This is a genomic window from Streptomyces sp. DF42 (genome assembly GCF_058267695.1).
Genome location: NZ_CM177859.1, coordinates 6,350,457 through 6,369,275 on the forward strand (window position 1 = coordinate 6,350,457; position 18,819 = coordinate 6,369,275).

General features: G+C 70.9%; 18 protein-coding genes. 11 read left to right on the top strand and 7 right to left on the bottom strand.

Going from position 1 to position 18,819, the window contains the following annotated elements; genetic code table 11:
* The first annotated feature begins 35 nt into the window (after window positions 1-35).
* Together ACYUED_RS29290 and ACYUED_RS29295 are read left to right on the top strand one after the other, a co-directional pair.
* Window positions 36-893 (top strand): PHP domain-containing protein, encoded by an 858-nt coding sequence (locus ACYUED_RS29290; protein WP_491286740.1) that lies wholly within the window; start codon window positions 36-38, stop codon window positions 891-893.
* Window positions 894-967: 74 nt separating this feature from the next.
* Complete coding sequence (locus ACYUED_RS29295) at window positions 968-1,573, top strand: MarC family protein (protein ID WP_491286741.1); 606 nt, start codon at window positions 968-970, stop codon at window positions 1,571-1,573.
* Window positions 1,574-1,666: 93 nt separating this feature from the next.
* Here ACYUED_RS29295 and ACYUED_RS29300 read toward each other — a convergent pair whose 3' ends face one another.
* A complete protein-coding gene (locus tag ACYUED_RS29300; RefSeq protein WP_491286743.1) occupies window positions 1,667-1,819 on the bottom strand; it encodes a DUF8834 family protein in 153 nt (50 codons plus the stop codon).
* 173 nt (window positions 1,820-1,992) lie between these two features.
* Here ACYUED_RS29300 and ACYUED_RS29305 point away from each other — a divergent pair, with 173 nt between their 5' ends.
* Window positions 1,993-2,886 (top strand): NYN domain-containing protein, encoded by an 894-nt coding sequence (locus ACYUED_RS29305; protein WP_491286745.1) that lies wholly within the window; start codon window positions 1,993-1,995, stop codon window positions 2,884-2,886.
* An 84-nt stretch (window positions 2,887-2,970) separates the two neighbouring features.
* Here ACYUED_RS29305 and ACYUED_RS29310 read toward each other — a convergent pair whose 3' ends face one another.
* Window positions 2,971-3,849, bottom strand: coding sequence for an alpha/beta fold hydrolase (locus tag ACYUED_RS29310; protein ID WP_491286747.1), 879 nt, complete (start codon window positions 3,847-3,849; stop codon window positions 2,971-2,973).
* Window positions 3,850-4,067: 218 nt separating this feature from the next.
* Window positions 4,068-6,791, bottom strand: coding sequence for a DEAD/DEAH box helicase (locus ACYUED_RS29315; protein WP_491286749.1), 2,724 nt, complete (start codon window positions 6,789-6,791; stop codon window positions 4,068-4,070).
* 473 nt (window positions 6,792-7,264) lie between these two features.
* Between ACYUED_RS29315 and ACYUED_RS29320 the strand changes: the two genes are divergently transcribed.
* On the top strand, window positions 7,265-8,002 hold the full coding sequence (locus ACYUED_RS29320) for a ferritin-like fold-containing protein (protein WP_491286751.1): 738 nt from the start codon (window positions 7,265-7,267) through the stop codon (window positions 8,000-8,002).
* A 205-nt stretch (window positions 8,003-8,207) separates the two neighbouring features.
* On the opposite strand, the gene ACYUED_RS29325 is transcribed toward ACYUED_RS29320, so the two are convergent.
* The 4 genes from ACYUED_RS29325 to ACYUED_RS29340 all read right to left on the bottom strand — a co-directional run bounded on the left by ACYUED_RS29325 (window position 8,208) and on the right by ACYUED_RS29340 (window position 10,142).
* Window positions 8,208-8,477 (bottom strand): hypothetical protein, encoded by a 270-nt coding sequence (locus tag ACYUED_RS29325; RefSeq protein ID WP_491294487.1) that lies wholly within the window; start codon window positions 8,475-8,477, stop codon window positions 8,208-8,210.
* Window positions 8,478-8,673: 196 nt separating this feature from the next.
* Window positions 8,674-8,901 (bottom strand): DUF3107 domain-containing protein, encoded by a 228-nt coding sequence (locus tag ACYUED_RS29330; RefSeq protein WP_142142321.1) that lies wholly within the window; start codon window positions 8,899-8,901, stop codon window positions 8,674-8,676.
* A gap of 156 nt (window positions 8,902-9,057) precedes the next feature.
* The gene (locus tag ACYUED_RS29335; protein WP_266521147.1) at window positions 9,058-9,702 is read right to left on the bottom strand and encodes a TetR/AcrR family transcriptional regulator; all 645 of its coding nucleotides are present in this window, start codon (window positions 9,700-9,702) and stop codon (window positions 9,058-9,060) included.
* 215 nt (window positions 9,703-9,917) lie between these two features.
* Window positions 9,918-10,142, bottom strand: coding sequence for an Rv3202a family protein (locus tag ACYUED_RS29340; RefSeq protein ID WP_491286754.1), 225 nt, complete (start codon window positions 10,140-10,142; stop codon window positions 9,918-9,920).
* Between the two features lie 164 nt (window positions 10,143-10,306).
* Between ACYUED_RS29340 and ACYUED_RS29345 the strand changes: the two genes are divergently transcribed.
* From ACYUED_RS29345 to ACYUED_RS29375, 7 genes are all read left to right on the top strand, one after another.
* The gene (locus ACYUED_RS29345) at window positions 10,307-11,374 is read left to right on the top strand and encodes an alpha/beta fold hydrolase (RefSeq protein ID WP_491286756.1); all 1,068 of its coding nucleotides are present in this window, start codon (window positions 10,307-10,309) and stop codon (window positions 11,372-11,374) included.
* 8 nt (window positions 11,375-11,382) lie between these two features.
* Complete coding sequence (locus ACYUED_RS29350) at window positions 11,383-13,017, top strand: DUF3152 domain-containing protein (RefSeq protein ID WP_491286758.1); 1,635 nt, start codon at window positions 11,383-11,385, stop codon at window positions 13,015-13,017.
* A 56-nt stretch (window positions 13,018-13,073) separates the two neighbouring features.
* Window positions 13,074-13,166, top strand: coding sequence for an Ms4533A family Cys-rich leader peptide (locus ACYUED_RS29355; protein ID WP_491286760.1), 93 nt, complete (start codon window positions 13,074-13,076; stop codon window positions 13,164-13,166).
* A 201-nt stretch (window positions 13,167-13,367) separates the two neighbouring features.
* Window positions 13,368-15,095: an ABC transporter substrate-binding protein gene (locus ACYUED_RS29360; RefSeq protein WP_491286761.1), complete on the top strand. Its 1,728-nt coding sequence runs from the start codon at window positions 13,368-13,370 to the stop codon at window positions 15,093-15,095.
* A 4-nt stretch (window positions 15,096-15,099) separates the two neighbouring features.
* Window positions 15,100-16,116 carry an ABC transporter permease gene (locus tag ACYUED_RS29365; protein ID WP_491286763.1) on the top strand — a complete coding sequence of 339 codons (1,017 nt, stop codon included), beginning with the start codon at window positions 15,100-15,102 and terminating at the stop codon, window positions 16,114-16,116.
* The gene (locus tag ACYUED_RS29370; protein ID WP_491286765.1) at window positions 16,113-17,111 is read left to right on the top strand and encodes an ABC transporter permease; all 999 of its coding nucleotides are present in this window, start codon (window positions 16,113-16,115) and stop codon (window positions 17,109-17,111) included. The genes ACYUED_RS29365 and ACYUED_RS29370 overlap by 4 nt, the downstream gene beginning before the upstream one ends.
* Window positions 17,108-18,700 (top strand): dipeptide ABC transporter ATP-binding protein, encoded by a 1,593-nt coding sequence (locus ACYUED_RS29375; protein ID WP_491286767.1) that lies wholly within the window; start codon window positions 17,108-17,110, stop codon window positions 18,698-18,700. Before ACYUED_RS29370 ends, ACYUED_RS29375 begins: the two co-directional genes overlap by 4 nt.
* Window positions 18,701-18,819 lie beyond the last annotated feature (119 nt).

Below are 18,819 nucleotides of genomic sequence, written 5' to 3' on the forward strand. Positions count from 1 at the left end.
TCCCTTCCGTCCCGTCATCGCCTGGAGTTCGCGTAGTGCGTATCGATCTGCACGCCCACTCCACCGCTTCCGACGGTACGGACACGCCGGCCGAGCTGGTGCGCAATGCCGCCGCGGCCGGGCTGGACGTCGTCGCCCTGACCGACCATGACACGACCCGTGGATACGCCGAGGCGATCGGCGCGCTGCCCGAGGGTCTCACGCTCGTCACCGGTGCGGAGCTGTCCTGCCGTGTCGACGGTGTCTCCATGCACATGCTCGCCTACCTCTTCGATCCTGAGGAGCCGGCGTTGCTCGCCGAGCGCGAGCTGGTGCGGGACGACCGGGTGCCGCGGGCCCAGGGCATGGTCGCCAAGCTGAACGGGCTGGGTGTGCCGGTCACCTGGGAGCAGGTCGCGCGTGTCGCCGGTGACGGTTCGGTCGGGCGCCCGCACGTCGCCACCGCGCTCGTCGAGCTCGGCGTCGTACCGACCGTGAGCGACGCGTTCACCGCGGACTGGCTGGCCGACGGGGGCCGGGCCTTCGTCGAGAAGCACGAGACGGACCCCTTCGAGGCGATCCGGCTGGTCAAGGCTGCGGGCGGCGTCACCGTCTTCGCGCACCCGGGTGCCAGCAAGCGCGGTCGGACGGTACCGGAGTCCGCGATCGCCGAGATGGCCGCCGCCGGGCTCGACGGCATCGAGGTCGACCACATGGACCACGACGAGGAGACGCGTGCGCGACTGCGCGGGCTGGCGAAGGAACTGGGGCTGCTGACCACCGGCTCCAGCGACTACCACGGCAGTCGCAAGACGTGCGTGCTCGGCGAGTACGTCACGGATCCCGAGGTGTACGGGGAGATCACGCGGCGGGCGACGGGGGCGTTCCCGGTGCCGGGGACCGGCGGGGCCTGAGCAACGGTCCCCCTCCCGCTCACGCTCACGTCTGTTCCTCACCGTCCCTCTCCTGCAAGGCCAGTGACTCACCCATGTTCGACCTCGCCGTCTTCGGCTCTCTCTTCCTGACCCTTTTTGTCATCATGGATCCCCCCGGGATCACCCCGATCTTCCTCGCCCTGACCGCCGGACGCCCCGGCAAGGTGCAGAGGCGGATGGCCTTCCAGGCCGTCTGTGTCGCCGGCGGCGTGATCACCGTCTTCGGGCTGCTCGGGCACCAGATCCTCGACTACCTGCACGTCTCCGTGCCCGCGCTGATGATCGCGGGCGGGCTGCTGCTCCTGCTCATCGCCCTCGACCTGCTGACCGGCAAGACCGACGAGCCGAAGCAGACCAAGGACGTCAACGTGGCGCTCGTACCGCTCGGCATGCCGCTGCTGGCGGGTCCGGGCGCGATCGTCTCCGTGATCCTCGCCGTGCAGAAGGCCGACAGTGTGGCCACGCAGGTGTCGGTGTGGTGCGCGATCCTCGCCATCCATGTCGTGCTGTGGGTGGTGATGCGGTACTCGCTGCTGATCATCCGGGTCATCAAGGACGGCGGCGTGGTCCTGGTGACACGGCTCGCGGGCATGATGCTCTCCGCCATCGCCGTGCAGCAGATCATCAACGGCGTCATGCAGGTGATCAAGGGCGCGTGAGCCCGCCCCGCCCTTCGCCCGGTATACGCAGAGCCCCCGTACGGCATCGATGCCGTACGGGGGCTCTGAAGATTCAGCGGTGATCCGCGTCTGTTACACGGCCGCACTCTCGGCCGGCCGGATCCAGAGCCGCTGCCCGATGGCGGCAGCCTGCTGAACGATCCGGTTGACGGAGGCGGCGTCCACGACAGTGCTGTCCACGGTCGTGCCGTTGACCTCGTCGAGTCGCATGATTTCGAAGCGCATGGCCTCTCCCTTCGTCTCGCTGTGTTCGTAGCAGTCAACGGGCTGCGTGTTACAAACATTCCCTACGCTAAGGAAATTTTTCGAACGGCTAACTACTCGGCGGTAAGCCATCGCGGGGGAGACCGACCGGGAGCAGTTGTGTCCACAGCGTGACCGCCGGGACAATGGAGGCGATGAACGACGACCTCGTGGGCCTCAGTGCCCGCATCGACCGCACGAACGAGCTGCTGCAGCGCATGCTCGCCGAGGTGGCGAAGACACCCTCGACGCATGCGATCTTCGTCGACGCGGGATACCTGTACGCGGCCGCGGGCCGGCTGGTGGCGGGCACGGAGGACCGTCGCGCCTTCGACCTGGACGCGGAGGGCCTGATCGACGCACTCATCGACAAGGCCCGCACGATCTTCGCGGACAGCCGGCTGCTCCGCGTCTACTGGTACGACGGCGCGAGACGCCGTATCCACACCGCCGAGCAGCAGTCGATCGCCGAGCTCCCGGACGTGAAGGTCCGGCTGGGAAATCTCAACGCCAACAACCAGCAGAAGGGCGTCGATTCCCTGATCAGGTCGGATCTGGAGTCACTGGCCCGACACCGCGCGATCAGCGACGCGGCCCTGCTCGGCGGCGACGAGGACCTGGTGTCAGCGGTCGAGGCGGCGCAGGGGTACGGGGCGCGCGTCCACCTGTGGGGCATCGAAGCCCCCGAGGGGCGCAACCAGGCGGAGCCCCTGCTCTGGGAGGTCGACAGCCAGCGCACCCTCGATCTCGACTTCTTCAAGCCGTACGTCTCCCGGCGCACCCCGGCCGCCTACGAGTCCGCCACGGCGCGGCCCACCCGCGACGGCGTCCGCTTCGTCGGCGCGCAGATCGCGGCGAAGTGGCTGGCCGCGCGGGGCCGTGACTCCCTGGTGGAACTGCTGCCCGGGCACCCCTACCTGCCGGGCTCGGTGGACCAGGACCTGCTGGTGGAGGCGGAGGGCCTGCTGCAGTACTCGCTGCGCGGCCAGGCGGATCTGCGGCGCGCGCTGCGGGACGGGTTCTGGGAGCACCTGCAAACGCAGTACTAGCCGTCACCGGACAGCACCAGTGTCCTGCGCCTGAAATCCGTCGGTGGGCCCTCGGTGGGCATTCCCCCGTTGCGGTGCAGAACCCTAGCGGGCCTCTGCGCGGTCCCAGAAGTCCGCGAACGCGCGGGCCGTTTCGAGTGGACTATCCGTGTTCGGTGAGTGTTCGGCGCCCTGTACGACGGTACGGTGCGCGCGCAGCCGTAGCGCCATGTCGTCGAGGAGAGGCACCGCCCAGGTGTCGTCGAGGGAACCCGACAGGACGTGGAACGGCAGGGCCACGGCGGCCAGGTCCGCCACCCGGTCCGGCTCGACGCACAACTGGAGGCCCGTGGCCATGAGCTGGGCGGGCTTGTTGCCGAGCCAGCGGCGGCGCAGGTCGTCCTGGTCGTCGAGCCCCGCGTCCAGGTCACCGGTGTCGGTCTCCTCGGGCGGCTCCATGGCCTGGATCGCTTCCCACACCTCGGCCATGCTCATCACGGCGAGCGCGTCCCGGAGCAGCTTGACACGCTGCTGCTGGGAGACGGAGATCTGGGCGGGGCCGGAGGCCATCAGCGTGAGAGACAGGAAGGGAGCGCGGTCCAGCAGGACCGCGGCCCGCGCGATCTGGCCGCCGAGGGAGTGTCCGACGAGGTGCACGGGGGTGCCGAGGGCGGCGGCCTGGGCGAGCACGTCCTGCGCCAACTCGGCCTGGGCGTACGCCGATTCGTCGTCCTGGGGCCCGTCGGACTCGTACTGCCCCCGCCCGTCCACCGCGACGGTCCGGTAACCGCGCGCCGAAAGTGTCTCCTGCAGCGGGTTGAAGTCCTCCTTGCTGCCGGTGAACCCGGGCAGCAACAGCGCGGTTCCCCTGGGCGCGACTCCGTCCGCCACGGGCGAGTCGACGACGGCGAACTCTCCGCGCGCGGTACGCAGCGGGTACGCGCGGGCGCCGGGGGGCGGGGTGAAGCTCGGGGGCCTGCTCATGAGGTGAGGTTATCGGGCGACGGTGACGGGGAGGGGGACGGGCTGGTGCATCCGGGGTGGCATGCGACCGTCGCGGAGGGGAGCGAGGCGGTCTGTCCGGGCGGTGTCGCGGAAGGGGCCGGCGGTCTGCCCGGGCAGGGGGCAGGCACGAAGGCCGGTGCCGGAACGCCGACGGCCCGGTCCACACGAGGTGGACCGGGCCGTCGGTGAGGGAGGGATCAGCTCTCCGCGGGCTCCGCTGCGGCCGTGGCCTTGCGCGTACGGCGCGTCCTGGGCTTTGCCTCGGCCGCCTCCGCGGTGGCCTCGGCGGATGCCGTGGCCTTGCGGGCGCGGGTGCGGGGCTTGGCCTCGGGCTCCTCGGCGGCCTGCGCCGGGATCGCGGCGACGGCGACGGCGGCGGCCTTGCGGGTGCGGCGCGGCTTGGCCTCGGTGGCCTCGGCCGTGTCGACCGCGGAGGCCGCTGCCTTCCGCGTGCGGCGGGGCTTGGTCTCCTCGGTGGTTTCCGAGGCGGCGGCCGCCGTCGTCTTGCGCGTACGGGTACGCGGCTTGGCCTCCGTGACCTCGGCCGTGTCGACCGGGGTCACGGTGGCGGCGGCCGCCTTGCGGGTCCGGGTGCGCGGCTTGGTCTCCGTGGCCTCGGCCGTGTCGACCGCGGTCTCCGCCGCAGCCGTCGCCTTGCGCGTACGACGCGGCTTCGCCTCGGTGACCTCCGGCGCCGCAGCGACGTCGGCGGACTCGGCGACCTTGCGCGTACGCCGACGGGGAGCTGCCGCCTCGGTGGTCTCCGGGGCGGCCTCAGCCGTCTTGCGGGTCCGGGTGCGCGGCTTGGTCTCCGTGCCCTCGGCCGTGTCGACCGCGGCCTCCGCCGCAGCCGTCGCCTTGCGGGTCCGGGTGCGCGGCTTGGCCACGGGCTCCTCGGCGGCCTGCGCCGGGATCTCGGCTACGGAGGCCGCCTTGCGCGTCCGGGTGCGGGGCTTCGCCTCGACCGCTTCGGCGGTGTCGACGGCGGCCTCGGCGGCAGCCGTCGTCTTGCGCGTCCGGGTGCGCGGCTTGGCTTCCGCGGCCTCGGCCGTGTCGACGGTGGCCTCCGCCGCTGCCGTCGCCTTGCGGGTACGGCGGCGCGGGGTGGTCCCGGTCGGCTCCGGGGCGGACTCGGTGGTCCCCTCGGCCGTGTCGACCGCGGTCTCCGCGGCAGTCGTCGCCTTGCGGGTGCGGCGGCGCGGCCTGGCGGCGGGAGCCTCGGGCTCGGATGCCGCCACGGTTGCCGGAGCCTCCGCGACCGACGGCGTCTCGTGAGCAACGGTCTCCGCTGCCGTCGTCTCCGCGGACTTGCGGGTGCGACGGCGACGCGACGTCACCGGCGCTTCGGGGGCGGCGTCCAGGGCGGGGCCCTCCGCCGTCGTGACGGCGGCTTCCGCTGCCTCGGGCGCCGTGGCCGCGGCCGTCACCGGCTCCGACCCCGAACCGCCGCGGGTGCGACGACGGCGACGCAGCGTGCGGGGACCGGAGGCCTCCTCGGGCGACGAGACCTCCGTGGAGACCTCGGCGGAGATGTTCGGAGTGGCCGTCGCGTCCACCGTCGACCCGCCGCGCGTACGGCGGCGACGACGCGGCGTACGGTCCGGGCGCTCACGCTCGGCGGGCCGGGACTCGCCCCGACCGCCGCGCTCGTCACGTCCACCGCGCTCGTCACGTCCGCCGCGCTCGTCACGTCCACCGCGACCGCGTCCACCGCGTGCGCCGCGGCCGCCGGTCTCGCCCAGGTCCTCGAGCTCCTCCGCGTCGAGCCCCGCGCGGGTGCGCTCGGCACGCGGCAGGACACCCTTGGTGCCCGCGGGGATGCTCAGCTCCTCGTAGAGGTGCGGGGAGGTGGAGTACGTCTCCGGCGGGTCGTTGAAGCCCAGGTCCAGCGCCTTGTTGATGAGCTGCCAGCGCGGGATGTCGTCCCAGTCGACGAGCGTGATCGCGATGCCCTTCGCACCCGCGCGGCCGGTACGGCCGATGCGGTGCAGGTACGTCTTCTCGTCTTCCGGCGACTGGTAGTTGATGACGTGCGTCACGCCCTCGACGTCGATGCCGCGGGCGGCGACGTCGGTGCAGACGAGGACGTCCACCTTGCCGTTGCGGAAGGCGCGCAGCGCCTGCTCGCGGGCGCCCTGGCCGAGGTCGCCGTGGACCGCGCCGGCCGCGAAGCCGCGCTGCTTGAGCTGGTCGGCGAGGTCGGCCGCGGTGCGCTTGGTACGGCAGAAGACCATGGCCAGGCCCCGGCCGTCGGCCTGCAGTATGCGGGCGACCAGCTCGGGCTTGTCCATGTTGTGCGCGCGGTAGATGTGCTGCGTGGTGTTCGCGACCGTCGCGCCCTCGTCGTCCGGCGAGGTGGCACGGATGTGCGTGGGCTGCGACATGTAGCGGCGCGCGAGACCGATGACCGCGCCCGGCATGGTCGCCGAGAACAGCATCGTCTGGCGGCGGGGCGGCAGCATGTTGATGATCTTCTCGACGTCGGGCAGGAAGCCCAGGTCGAGCATCTCGTCGGCCTCGTCGAGGACAAGTGCCTTGATGTGCTTGAGGTTGAGCTTCTTCTGGCCCGCGAGGTCCAGAAGGCGGCCCGGGGTGCCGACGATCACGTCGACGCCCCGCTTCAGGGCCTCGACCTGGGGCTCGTAGGCCCGGCCGCCGTAGATGGCGAGAACGCGTACGTTGCGCACCTTGCCCGCGGTCAGCAGGTCGTTGGTGACCTGCGTGCACAGCTCGCGGGTGGGGACGACGACGAGCGCCTGCGGGGCGTCGGTCAGGTCGTCGGGCTTCGCGCGGCCCGCCTCCACGTCCGCGGGGACGGTGACGCGCTCCAGGAGCGGGAGACCGAAGCCCAGCGTCTTGCCGGTGCCGGTCTTGGCCTGGCCGATGACGTCCGTGCCCGAGAGGGCGACGGGGAGGGTCATCTCCTGGATGGGGAAGGGGGTGATGATGCCGACGGCTTCGAGGGCCTCGGCGGTCTCGGGAAGGATGCCGAGATCTCTGAACGTGGTAGTCAGGGTGCTGCCTCTTCTGTGTGCGCGGTGCGAGGCGAGCGCGGGGGTCTTTGACGGACCGTGCCGGGGGACGTCGGCTGCCTTACGGGCTTGCCGTAACGCACGGGACCACTGCCGACGCTCTAGCGCTCGTACCGCTGAGGGATGTCCCTCCGGACGCCGCACGCAATGTGCCGTACGGACTAAGGAGGGCTGTCGGGTCGGAGCCGATCGGGCCACCGACCGGGCATCCTCATACGTGCGGCCCGTCGAGTAGTCGGCAGGCGCATTACCACCATACCCCGGAATCTCGCACATGCGGTGGCCGATTTGGTCACGTAGCCGTCATCACACTGATTGACCAGGGACTTCCGCGGCTCGGCAAGCGGACTATTGTGCGCTTCATGACGACGCCTGACAACACCTCTGACGCACCCGCCGAGCACACCGGAGTGGCCGCCCAGGACTGGGACCGGTCGTCCGCGGACCCCCAGTACCGCGCCGCGATCGTCGACCTGCTCGGCGCGCTCGCGTACGGCGAGCTCGCGGCGTTCGAGCGGCTCGCGGAGGACGCCAAGCTGGCGCCGACGCTGGCGGACAAGGCGGAGCTGGCGAAGATGGCGTCGGCCGAGTTCCACCACTTCGAGAGGCTGCGCGACCGGCTCGCGGAGATCGGCGAGGAGCCCACGCGCGCGATGGAGCCGTTCGTCGCCGCGCTGGACGGCTTCCACAAGCAGACGGCGCCCTCGGACTGGCTGGAAGGGCTGGTCAAGGCGTACGTCGGCGACTCGATCGCCAGTGACTTCTACCGGGAGGTCGCGGCCCGGCTCGACTCGGACTCGCGTGAACTCGTGCTGGCCGTTCTGGACGACACCGGGCACGCCGGCTTCGCCGTGGAGAAGGTGCGGGCCGCCATCGACGCCGATCCGCGCGTGGGCGGCCGACTGGCGCTGTGGGCGCGGCGGCTGATGGGCGAGGCCCTGTCTCAGTCCCAGCGGGTCGTCGCGGACCGGGACGCGCTGTCGACGATGCTGGTCGGGGGTGTGGCCGACGGGTTCGATCTCGCCGAGGTGGGGCGGATGTTCTCCCGGATCACAGAGGCGCACACGAAGCGGATGGCTGCGCTGGGCCTGGCCGCGTAGCACCCCGCGCGGCCCGGCCCTATGCGCCGCAGCGAGGACTGCGGCGGTGCGAGTGAGGGCTGCGGCGGGGCGCTGAGGGCTGAGGCGGGGTGGGGGCTGTGGCGGCATGGGGCCGGCGCAGCCCACGCGGCGCAGCCACAGATCGGTACAGCCCCGCGCCCCTAAGGGCGCTGCCGGCGCCGTCGCTCGAACCGGCGCCGTCTGCCTACGCCGGGGCCGAGCGGCGGCGGAGTCTTCCCGCCGGGCGCAGCAGCAGTGACAGGGAGGCGGTCGAGACGATCGCCGCGCCGATCAGGACGAGCAGCGCGTAACCGGGGTCGAAGGCACTCTCGGTGATGAAGGCGCCGAAGAGGGCTCCGGTGACACCCGTCGCCAGTACGAGCGAACGGGCGGGCAGGCGGTGGGAGAGGCGGCGGTCCGCGCCCCACGCCAGCACGAGGCCGAGCAGGGCGGAGCCGAGCGCTTCGAACAACATCATGAGGGTCCCTCCCACAGCCGCACTGCGCGTCACGGTGAGTATCGCGGTCGTAGCCCGTCATACCCGTGACCTGCGGAATGCAATCCTCCCCTGTGCGCGAGTTGTGCTCCAGATGTGGAGAAAAGAAATCTTGCGGAAAACGCGAAGGGGTCCGGCAGCCGATGGCCGCCGGACCCCTTCGCGTGATGTGTGCCTACAGCGCTCCGAAGCCCACCTTGCGCGGGGCCGGCTCGCCGAGCTCGACGTAGGCGAGGCGCTCGGCCGGGACGAGGACCTTGCGGCCGTGCTCGTCCACGAGGGTCAGCAGCTGCGACTTCCCGGCAAGTGCCTCGGCCACGATCCGCTCGACCTCCTCGGCACTCTGACCGCTCTCCAGAACGATCTCGCGGGGCGCGTGCTGCACGCCGATCTTGACCTCCACGGCTAAGTCCCTCCGACGGTCGGTGAAGTGCGCGACCTTTACGCGCCGTACCCAGCACACATTAGCCCGGTGAGGGGACGTACACGCTCCGCCCCGGAACGCCAAGAGCGAACAGGCGACGGGAACAAACGCCCGCCGGAGAGGACCGCCGCGCCGTCAGTGGTGCTGTTCGATGCCGTGCAGCGGGAAACCCGCGATACCCCGCCAGGCCAGCGAGGTCAGCAACTGCACCGCCTGGTCGCGCGGCACGCTGCGGTCGCTGTGCAGCCACGAACGCGCCACCACCTGGGCGAGACCGCCGAGACCGGAAGCCAGCAGCATCGACTCCGCCCGCGAGAGACCGGTGTCCTCGGCGATGACCTCGCAGATCGCCTCCGCGCACTCGGTCGTGACCTTGTCGACGCGCTCGCGCACGGCCGGCTCGTTCGTCAGGTCCGACTCGAAGACCAGGCGGAAGGCGCCGCCGTCGTCCTCGACGTACGCGAAATAGGCGTCCATCGTCGCCCGTACGCGCTGCTTGTTGTCGGTCGTCGACGCGAGCGCTTCGCGTACCGCCCCGATCAGCGACTCGCAGTGCTGGTCAAGCAGGGCGAGATAGAGGTCGAGCTTGCCGGGGAAGTGCTGGTAGAGCACCGGCTTGCTGACGCCGGCGCGCTCGGCGATGTCGTCCATGGCAGCCGCGTGGTAGCCCTGCGCCACGAAGACTTCCTGGGCGGCGCCCAGCAACTGGTTCCGTCGGGCACGGCGCGGCAGGCGCGTGCCTCGCGGGCGTGCTGCCTCTGTCTGCTCGATGGCTGTCACGCCGCCTCCCAAAATCGTCCACATGCGGTGTGCGCCGCGCCGCCATCGTACTTTTCGGTAACCCTGGTGTGCGCGGTGCGAGCGCAGAATTTCACGGACCGGACGGTGACGAAAGCGCCGCAGAGGGTTTCAAACCAGACTGAAACGGGCAACAAGCGGCCCCGTTCCAGCTCAGTGGCACCCTCCGGCGCCTCCGTAACCCTCGGCATCCCGCGTCAGCGGTAATCGTCCTCGTCGATGGAGACGACGCGGCGCTGCTCGATGATGTCGGCCTCGTTCGCCTTGGCCGGATCCACGTCCTCAAGAGGGTCGTCGCGGTCCGACGTCAGGCCCGCGAGCTGTTCCGCGGCGTCGTTCTCCGGGGCCTCGACGTCGATCTCCTGGGCTTCCTGCGTGTCCTCGACCTCGAACGTCTCGGGATCGGTGGGGTCTACGGCCATGGTTGGGCTCCCTTCCTACGAATGTCCCTGAAAGAAGCAGGGGCCACAGCGGGTGCCCTCAATACGAGCCTAGGAGACACGGCATCCGGACGCTATGCGGTGTACGGACGATCTGTGACGGCGAACACACCAGCCACTACGTGATCGTCTCGTAACATTGCCGCATGTCTTCGACCGAGCTGCCGTCCGTGCCGGCGACCAATGTGCTCCCGAAGGTGGCGCCCGTCAGGGTCGCGGAGGGCGAGCGGCTCAGGTCGGTCGGACTGCCGGGGATCACGCTGACGGTGCGGTCGAGACCACCGACACGAGAGGGGCTGCCGCCCGCGTTGTACGTCCACGGGCTCGGCGGTTCCTCGCAGAACTGGTCGGCGCTGATGGAGCAGCTGGAGGGAGTCGTCGACGGCGAGGCCGTCGACCTGCCCGGATTCGGCGACTCCCCGCCGCCGGACGACGGCGACTACTCGGTCACCGGGCACGCGCGCGCGGTCATCCGCTTCCTCGACGGGGCCGGGCGCGGGCCGGTGCACCTCTTCGGCAACTCGCTCGGTGGCGCCGTCACCACCCGTGTCGCGGCACTGCGCCCCGACCTCGTACGGACGCTCACGCTCGTGTCGCCGGCGCTGCCGGAGATCCTCGTCCAGCGGACGGCGGTGCCGACGGCGCTGCTCGCGCTGCCCGGAGTCACCGGCCTGTTCACCCGGCTCACCAGGGAGTGGACCGCGGAGCAGCGCGTCCACGGGGTGACGGCGCTGTGCTACGGCGACCCCGGACGGGTATCGCCGGAAGGTTTCAGCAACGCCGTGGAGGAGATGGAGCGGCGCCTTCAACTGCCGTACTTCTGGGACGCGATGACGCGTTCCGCGCGCGGGATCGTGAACGCGTACACGCTCGGCGGCCAGCACGGGCTGTGGCGCCAGGCCGAGCGCGTCCTCGCCCCGGCCCTGCTCGTGTACGGCGGCCGGGACCAGCTCGTCGGCTTCCGCATGGCCCGGCGGGCGGCTCGCGCCTTCCGCGACTCCCGCCTGCTCACGCTGCCGGAGGCGGGGCACGTGGCGATGATGGAGTACCCGGAGACCGTGGCCCGCGCCTTCTGCGAACTCCTCCGCGATGCAGGCGAGTTGGCGGCGGGTCTTCCGTCCGGGGAGCCGGCCGTCAAGGGCTCGGCCTCCGCCGACGGCGGTGATGCGGTCGTCGGCGACGGCGAGACCGCTGCCGAGAGCTCGGGGAGCTGAGGGCCGACGTGGGACGCCACAGCCGCCGCGGAGGCCCGACCTCCGCGAAGGGCGCAGGGGACATGGGCGAGGGGCGGGAATCCGGGGGCTCCGGGTCGCCCGGAGCCGCTGCGGGTACCGGGAGCGCGGGTGCTTCCCCCGGCTCTGCGGGATACCCGGTTTCTGCGGAGCCTGAGGGAGTTGGAGCTTCTGCGGGGCCCTGGGATGCCAGGGGGCGTCGCGGCGCTCGGGGCTCGGAGGAGTCGGTGCCGCAGGGGCAGGGGCAGGGGCAGGGGCAGGGGCAGGGGCAGGGGCCGCGGGGCGGTGCCGGTGGTCGCCGGGTGCCCGGGCCGCCGTCCGGGCAGCAGCCTTCGACGTACGGGGCGCCGGGCAGGGCGGAGGGCACGCCTGCCCGTGGGGTTCCGCGGCCGGCGGACGGTACGCCGGCACATGGTGTGCCACGGATTGCGGACGGTACGCCCGCGCGTGGGGTGCCGCTTCTTCCTGACGGCACGCCCGCGCGTGGTGTTCCCCGGCTCGCTGACGGCACCCCCGCCCGCGGCACGCCCCAGGTCCGTGGTGGTCACCCCGAGCAGCGCGAAGGTGGCGGCGGATGGGGTGAGTTGAGGGGGGCCGGCGTCTCCATACCGCGGCAGCGGCAGGCGCCACCCGGGGGGCCGCGGCAGGACTACCTCGACGCCTTCGGCGAGGACGACGACGTCTTCGCGCCTCGCAACGCCGTCGCCGCACACGCCGCGGACCCGTACGCCTCCGTCACCGACTGGGATCCGCGCACCGGTATCGGTGTCCCCTCCGAGACCGACGACGACGCACCGCCGACCGGCGTGCCGACCGGTGTGCCGGCGCAGGCCAAGGGCGGCAAGGGGCGGACGTTCACCGGAATCGCAGCCGCCGCCGTCACCACGGTGCTGGCCGTGATCGTCGCCGGGCAGGTCGCGAACGGGCGCGACGACGACGCCGTTGGAACGCGGTCGGCCACCGATCAGGCGCGGGACGCCCGGGGCCCGGACGCGCGGCCGTCCTCGTCGCCGAGCGTGGCGACGCTGACGTATGCGCAGGCGATGGGGGAGAAGTACCCGCTCGGCGCGACGCTCAAGGGGTCGGGGAAGTTCGACGCGGTCCCCGGGTTCGACAAGGCGCCGGGCACGGGACAGAAGTACACCTACCGTGTGGACGTGGAGCAGGGGCTCGGGCTCGACGGCGCACTGTTCGCCCAGGCCGTGCAGAAGACGCTGAACGACGACCGGAGCTGGGCGCACCACGGCGCCCGGACCTTCGAGCGCATCCACACCGGCAAGCCCGACTTCGTGATCACACTCGCCAGCCCCGGAACGACGGCGACTTGGTGCGCCAAGTCCGGCCTCGACACCACCGAGGACAACGTCTCCTGCGACTCGGCCTCGACCGAGCGCGTGATGATCAACGCGTACAGATGGGCGCAGGGATCCAAGACCTACGGTGATCAAATTCACGCCTACCGGCAGATGTTGATCAATCACGAGGTGGGTCACCGGCTCGGCCACGGCCACGTCTCCTGCAGCAGGAACGGCCAGCTCGCGCCGGTCATGCAGCAGCAGACCAAGTTCCTCGACCACGACGGGATCCACTGTCTGCCCAATCCCTGGCCGTACCCGGGGAATTGACGGACGCCTCATATGTCACGTTGACATGCGCAGAAAGTTCATACATATTTCTGGGCATGTCGACCCCCCACGCCTTCGCGCGCGCCGCCTTCGAGCTGGCGCTCATCGGCGTGACCTCGCTGTGCGTGGCCGACATCCACTGTCGCTGACGTCCGCCTTCAGGCGTTCGCGTCGCGATCTTTCTTCCTTCCGTGAGCCGGTCACTGCGATTCGGTCCCAGTGACTCGGTCACGGATTTCGACGACCTGACGCCCGGGCAGAGGTCTGTTCGCTTCCGTCTCACTCCTCGTCCACCTGTCTCACGATTCGGGCCAACGGGCCCGAACCACCCCGAGAGGTCGTCAATTCCGATGCGTCAACCGTCCCCCACAGCGCGCCGTGTGGCTGCGGCATCCGTAGGCCTGGTTCTGGCAGCGGGCGCCGCCGCCTGCGGGCCGAAGGACAACGATGCCAAGGGCTCCGATGGCGACTCCACCCCCCACAAGGGCGGCACGCTCACGGTCCTGAACTCCGAGGCCCAGACGGACTTCGACCCCGCGCGTCTGTACACCTCCGGCGGTGGCAACGTCCCGTCCCTGGTCTTCCGTACGCTCACCACCCGCAACCGCGAGAACGGCGCGGCCGGCGCCAAGGTCGTCCCGGACCTCGCCACCGACACCGGGCGCCCCAACAAGGACGCGACCGTGTGGACGTACACCCTGAAGAAGGGCCTCAAGTACGAGGACGGCACGCCGATCACCTCCGCCGACATCAAGTACGGCGTCGAGCGCTCGTTCGCGCCCGAACTGTCCGGCGGTGCCCCCTACTTGAGGGACTGGCTGGTCGGCGCGGCCGGCTACCAGGGCCCGTACAAGAACAAGAAGGACACGAAGGGCCTGTCGGCGATCGAGACGCCGGACAGCCGGACCGTCGTCTTCCACCTGAACAAGCCCGAGGGCGAGTTCCCGTACCTGGCCACGCAGACGCAGTTCACGCCCGTACCCAAGGCCAAGGACGCGGGTACGAAGTACGAGGAGCACCCGATCTCGTCCGGCCCGTACAAGGTCGTCAAGAACGAGAACGACGGTGAGCACCTCGTCCTGGAGCGCAACACGTACTGGTCCACGGCCGTGGACGACGAGCGCAAGGCCTACCCGGACAAGGTCGACGTGCGGTCCGGTCTGGACTCGTCCGTGATCAACCAGCGGCTGTCCGCGTCCCAGGGCGCGGACGCGTCCGCCGTCACGACGGACACCAACCTCGGTCCGGCCGAACTCGCCAAGGTGTCGGGCGACAAGTCCCTGGCCGCGCGCGTCGGCACGGGCCACTTCGGCTACACGAACTACATAGCGTTCAACCCGACCGTCAAGCCGTTCAACAACGTCAAGGTGCGGCAGGCGATCTCCTACGCCGTCGACCGGTCGTCGGTGATCAACGCGGCCGGCGGTTCCGCGCTCGCCGAGGCGGCCACCACCTACCTGCCGAACCAGAAGTCCTTCGGCTACACGCCGTACGACCTCTTCCCGGCGGGCCCCACCGGCAACGCCGCGAAGGCCAAGCAGCTGCTGGCCCAGGCGGGTTACAAGAGCGGGTTCACGATCACCCTGAGCCACTCCAACGCCAAGGACTTCGAGACCAGCCCGGAGATCGCGACCGCGATCCAGGACGCGCTCAAGAAGGCCGGCATCACGGTCAAGCTGCAGGGCCTGGAGGACAACGACTACCGGGACAAGATCCACAACGTGAAGACCGAGCCCGGCTTCTTCCTCGCCCACTGGGGTGCCGACTGGCCCTCCGGCGGTCCCTTCCTTGCCCCGATCTTCGACGGCCGCCAGATCGTCAAGGACGGCGCGAACTTCAACAACGGCCTGCTCAACGACAAGTCGGTCAATGACGAGATTGACGCGATCAACAAGTTGACCGATCTTGACGCTGCCGCCAAGAGGTGGGGTGCACTGGACAAGAAGATCGGCGAGCAGGCCCTGACCGTGCCGCTGTTCCACCCCGTCTACAAGCGCCTGGTCGGCAGCGACATCAAGAACGTCGTGATCAGCGACTGGACCGGCGTGCTGGACATCTCGCAGGTCTCGGTGAAGTAGCGCCGTGAGCGAAGCCCTTGTCGCCTCCCAGGTCCCCGAGGTGTCCTCCTCGGGGACCTCGGGGGCCCGTCAGTTCTGGCGGCGGCTGCGTACGCAGCGCGCCGCCCTCGTCGCGGCGGCCGTCGTCGCGCTGCTGGTCCTGGTCGCGCTCGCCGCGCCGCTGCTCACGGCGATCGAGGGCCAGGACCCGACCACGTACCACCCCTCGCTCGTCGACTCCGCGCGCGGGGGCGTACCGATCGGCTCCTTCGGAGGCGTGAGCGGGGACCACTGGCTCGGCGTCGAACCGCAGACCGGACGCGACCTGTTCGCGCGGCTGGTCTACGGCGCCAGGGTCTCCCTGGGCGTCGCGCTCGCCGCCACCGCCGTGCAGGTCTTCCTCGGTGTCGTCGTCGGCGTCGCGGCCGCGCTCGGCAACCGATGGGTTGATCAACTGTTGAGCCGGCTCGCGGACATCATCGTCGCCATGCCATTGATGATCATGGCGTTGGCTCTGCTGGCCATCGTGCCCAGCAGCTTCCCGAGGCCGGTGCTGGTCGCGCTCATCATCGGCTTCGTCGCCTGGGGCACCATCGCCAAGATCGCGCGCGCCGCGACGCTCGGCCTGAAGGAACTCGACTACGTCTCCGCCGCCCGGCTCAGTGGCTGGAGCACCTGGCGGATCGCCCGCCGGGAACTGCTGCCCGGGCTCGCCGCGCCCGTCATCACCTACGCCGCGCTCATGGTTCCGGCCAACATCTCCATCGAGGCCGCGCTGTCCTTCCTCGGTGTCGGTGTGAAGCCTCCGACGCCGTCCTGGGGACAGATGCTCACCTCCGCCAACGTCTGGTACCAGGCCGCCCCGCAGTACCTGCTGCTGCCGGCGGGCGCGCTGTTCGTGACCGTGCTCGCGCTCACCGTCCTCGGCGACGGCATCCGCACCGCCCTGGACCCGCGCGCGGCCTCCCGCCTGCGCGTGGGCACGGGCCGCAAGCAGGAGGCCAAGGCGGACACGGGCGCCGAGCCGGAGGCGCGGTCATGAGCGGCTTCGCCGGTTTCGCGCTGCGCCGGACCGTGGCCACCGTGATCACCCTGCTCGCCATCTCGGTGATCATCTACGTCGTCTTCTACGCCACTCCCGGCAACGTCGCCCAGATCACCTGCGGCCCGCGCTGCTCACCGGAACAGGTCCACCAGGTCGCCCAGCAGCTCAAGCTCGGCGACCCCCTGTACCTGCGCTACTGGCACTTCTTGGAAGGCATCGTCGTCGGCCAGGACTACTCGACGGGCACGTCCGTCGAGCACTGCTCGGCACCCTGCCTCGGGCTCTCGTACCAGACCGACCAGCAGGTCACCCAGATCATCCTGACGAAGCTGCCCGTCAGCCTCTCGCTGGTCGTCGGAGCGATGGTGCTCTGGCTCCTGCTGGGCGTCGGCACCGGGGTGCTCTCCGCCTGGCGGCGCGGCCGGTTCACCGAGCGTGCGCTGACCGGCCTCACCCTCGCGGGCATCTCCACACCCGTCTTCGTCATCGGCCTCGTCCTGATGATCGTGGTCTGCGGGCAACTGGAGCTGCTGCCCTTCCCGGAGTACGTCTCCTTCTCCGACGACCCCGAGCAGTGGGCCTGGGGCCTGCTGCTGCCCTGGTTCACCCTCGCCCTCGGCGAGTCGGCCTACTTCGCCCGGCTCACCCGGGCGTCGATGCTGGAGACGCTCGCGGAGGACCACATCCGCACCTTCCGCGCCTACGGGGTGGGCGAGCGGTCCATCGTGGGCCGGCACGCCCTGCGGGGCGCCATGGCACCGATCATCGCCCTGAACGCCAACGACTTCGGCAGTGCGGTGGGCGGTGCCGTGCTCATCGAGTCGCTCTTCGGTCTGCCCGGCATCGGCCAGGAACTGGTGCATGCCGTGACCGTCGTGGACCTCCCGGTCGTGGTCGGCATGGTCCTGGTGATCGGCTTCTTCGTGGTCCTCGCCAACGCCGTCGCGGACGTTCTGTACGCGGTGGCCGACCGACGGGTGGTACTGACGTGAGTCTCGTCCAAGTCACGGATCTGTCCGTGGAGTTCGGGGACCTCAGGGCCGTCGACGGCCTCTCCTTCAGCCTGGAGCAGGGCGGCGCCCTGGCCCTGGTCGGCGAGTCCGGCTCCGGCAAGTCCACGGTCGCCTCGGCCCTGCTGGGGCTGCACCGCGGCACCGGCGCGCGGGTCGGCGGCTCGATCGAGGTCGCGGGCGTCGACGTACAGCAGGCGTCCGAAGACGGCCTGCGGAGGCTGCGCGGCGCGAAGGCGGCCATGGTCTTCCAGGACCCGCTGTCGTCCCTCGACCCGTACTACGCGATCGGCGACCAGATCGCGGAGGTGTACCGCGTGCACACGCGCGTGTCGCGACGAGCGGCACGCGCGCGTGCGACGGACGTGCTGGACCGGGTGGGAATTCCGGACGCACGGCGCCGGTCGCGGTCCCGTCCGCACGAGTTCAGCGGCGGTATGCGGCAGCGCGCGCTCATCGCCATGGCGCTGGCCTGCGAGCCCGGCCTGCTGATCGCCGACGAGCCGACCACCGCGCTCGACGTGACCGTCCAGGCCCAGATCCTCGACCTGCTGCACACGCTGCGCGAGGAGACCGGCATGGGGCTGCTGCTCGTCACGCACGACGTGGGCGTGGCCGCCGAGAGCGTCGACGAGGTGCTCGTCATGCGGCACGGGCGCGTGGTCGAACACGGGCCGGTCGGCACCGTGCTGGGATCGCCCGCCCAGGCGTACACCCGCGAACTCCTCGGTGCCGTCCCGCGCGTGGACGCGCCGCGCGCACCCTCGGAGGCGTCCGACGAGGTCTTCCTGGAGGCGAAGGGCCTCAGGCGGGAGTTCGGGCGCGGCAAGCGGGCGTTCGCGGCCGTGGACGACGTGTCGCTGGCCATCCACCGGGGCGAGACCCTCGGCGTCGTCGGCGAGAGCGGCAGCGGCAAGACGACCCTGGGGCGCATGCTGGTCGGGCTGCTGGAGCCGACCGCGGGGGAGGTCCGCTACGACGGGCACGCGCGCGTGGGCGTGAACCCGGCCGTGCAGATGGTCTTCCAGGACCCCGTCTCCTCCCTCAACCCCCGCCGCAGCGTGGGCGAGTCGATCGCCGACCCGCTGCGCGCGCGTGGGGAGCGGGACGAGAAGCGGATCAGGGGGCGGGTGACGGAGCTGCTGGAGCGCGTGGGGCTCGACGGGGCGCACTACGATCGCTACCCGCACGAGTTCAGTGGTGGCCAACGCCAGCGTGTGGGCATCGCGCGGGCACTCGCGGCCGACCCGCGCGTCATCGTCTGCGACGAGCCCGTCTCCGCGCTGGACGTGACGACGCAGGCCCAGGTCGTCGCCCTCCTCGGCGCACTCCAGCGCGAACTCGGGCTCGCGCTCGTCTTCGTGGCGCACGACCTCGCCGTCGTCCGTCAGGTCAGCGACCGGGTCATGGTGATGCGCGGCGGCCGGATCGTCGAGTCCGGGCCCGCCGACGAGGTGTACGACAACCCCCAGGACCCGTACACCAAGCAGCTCCTGGCCGCCGTGCCGGCGCTCGACCCCCAGGTCGCGGCCCGACGCAGGGCGGTCCGGCGGGAGTTGGCCGCCGCCTGACGTAACGTAACTACTTGATCTCTTAGCGCGATCGAACGCCACCCGCACGGGAAAGTTACGAGCGTTCACCCCTTTTGGTGGTGCGACGGACAACCGTCCGTCGCGCCACCGCCTTGTCC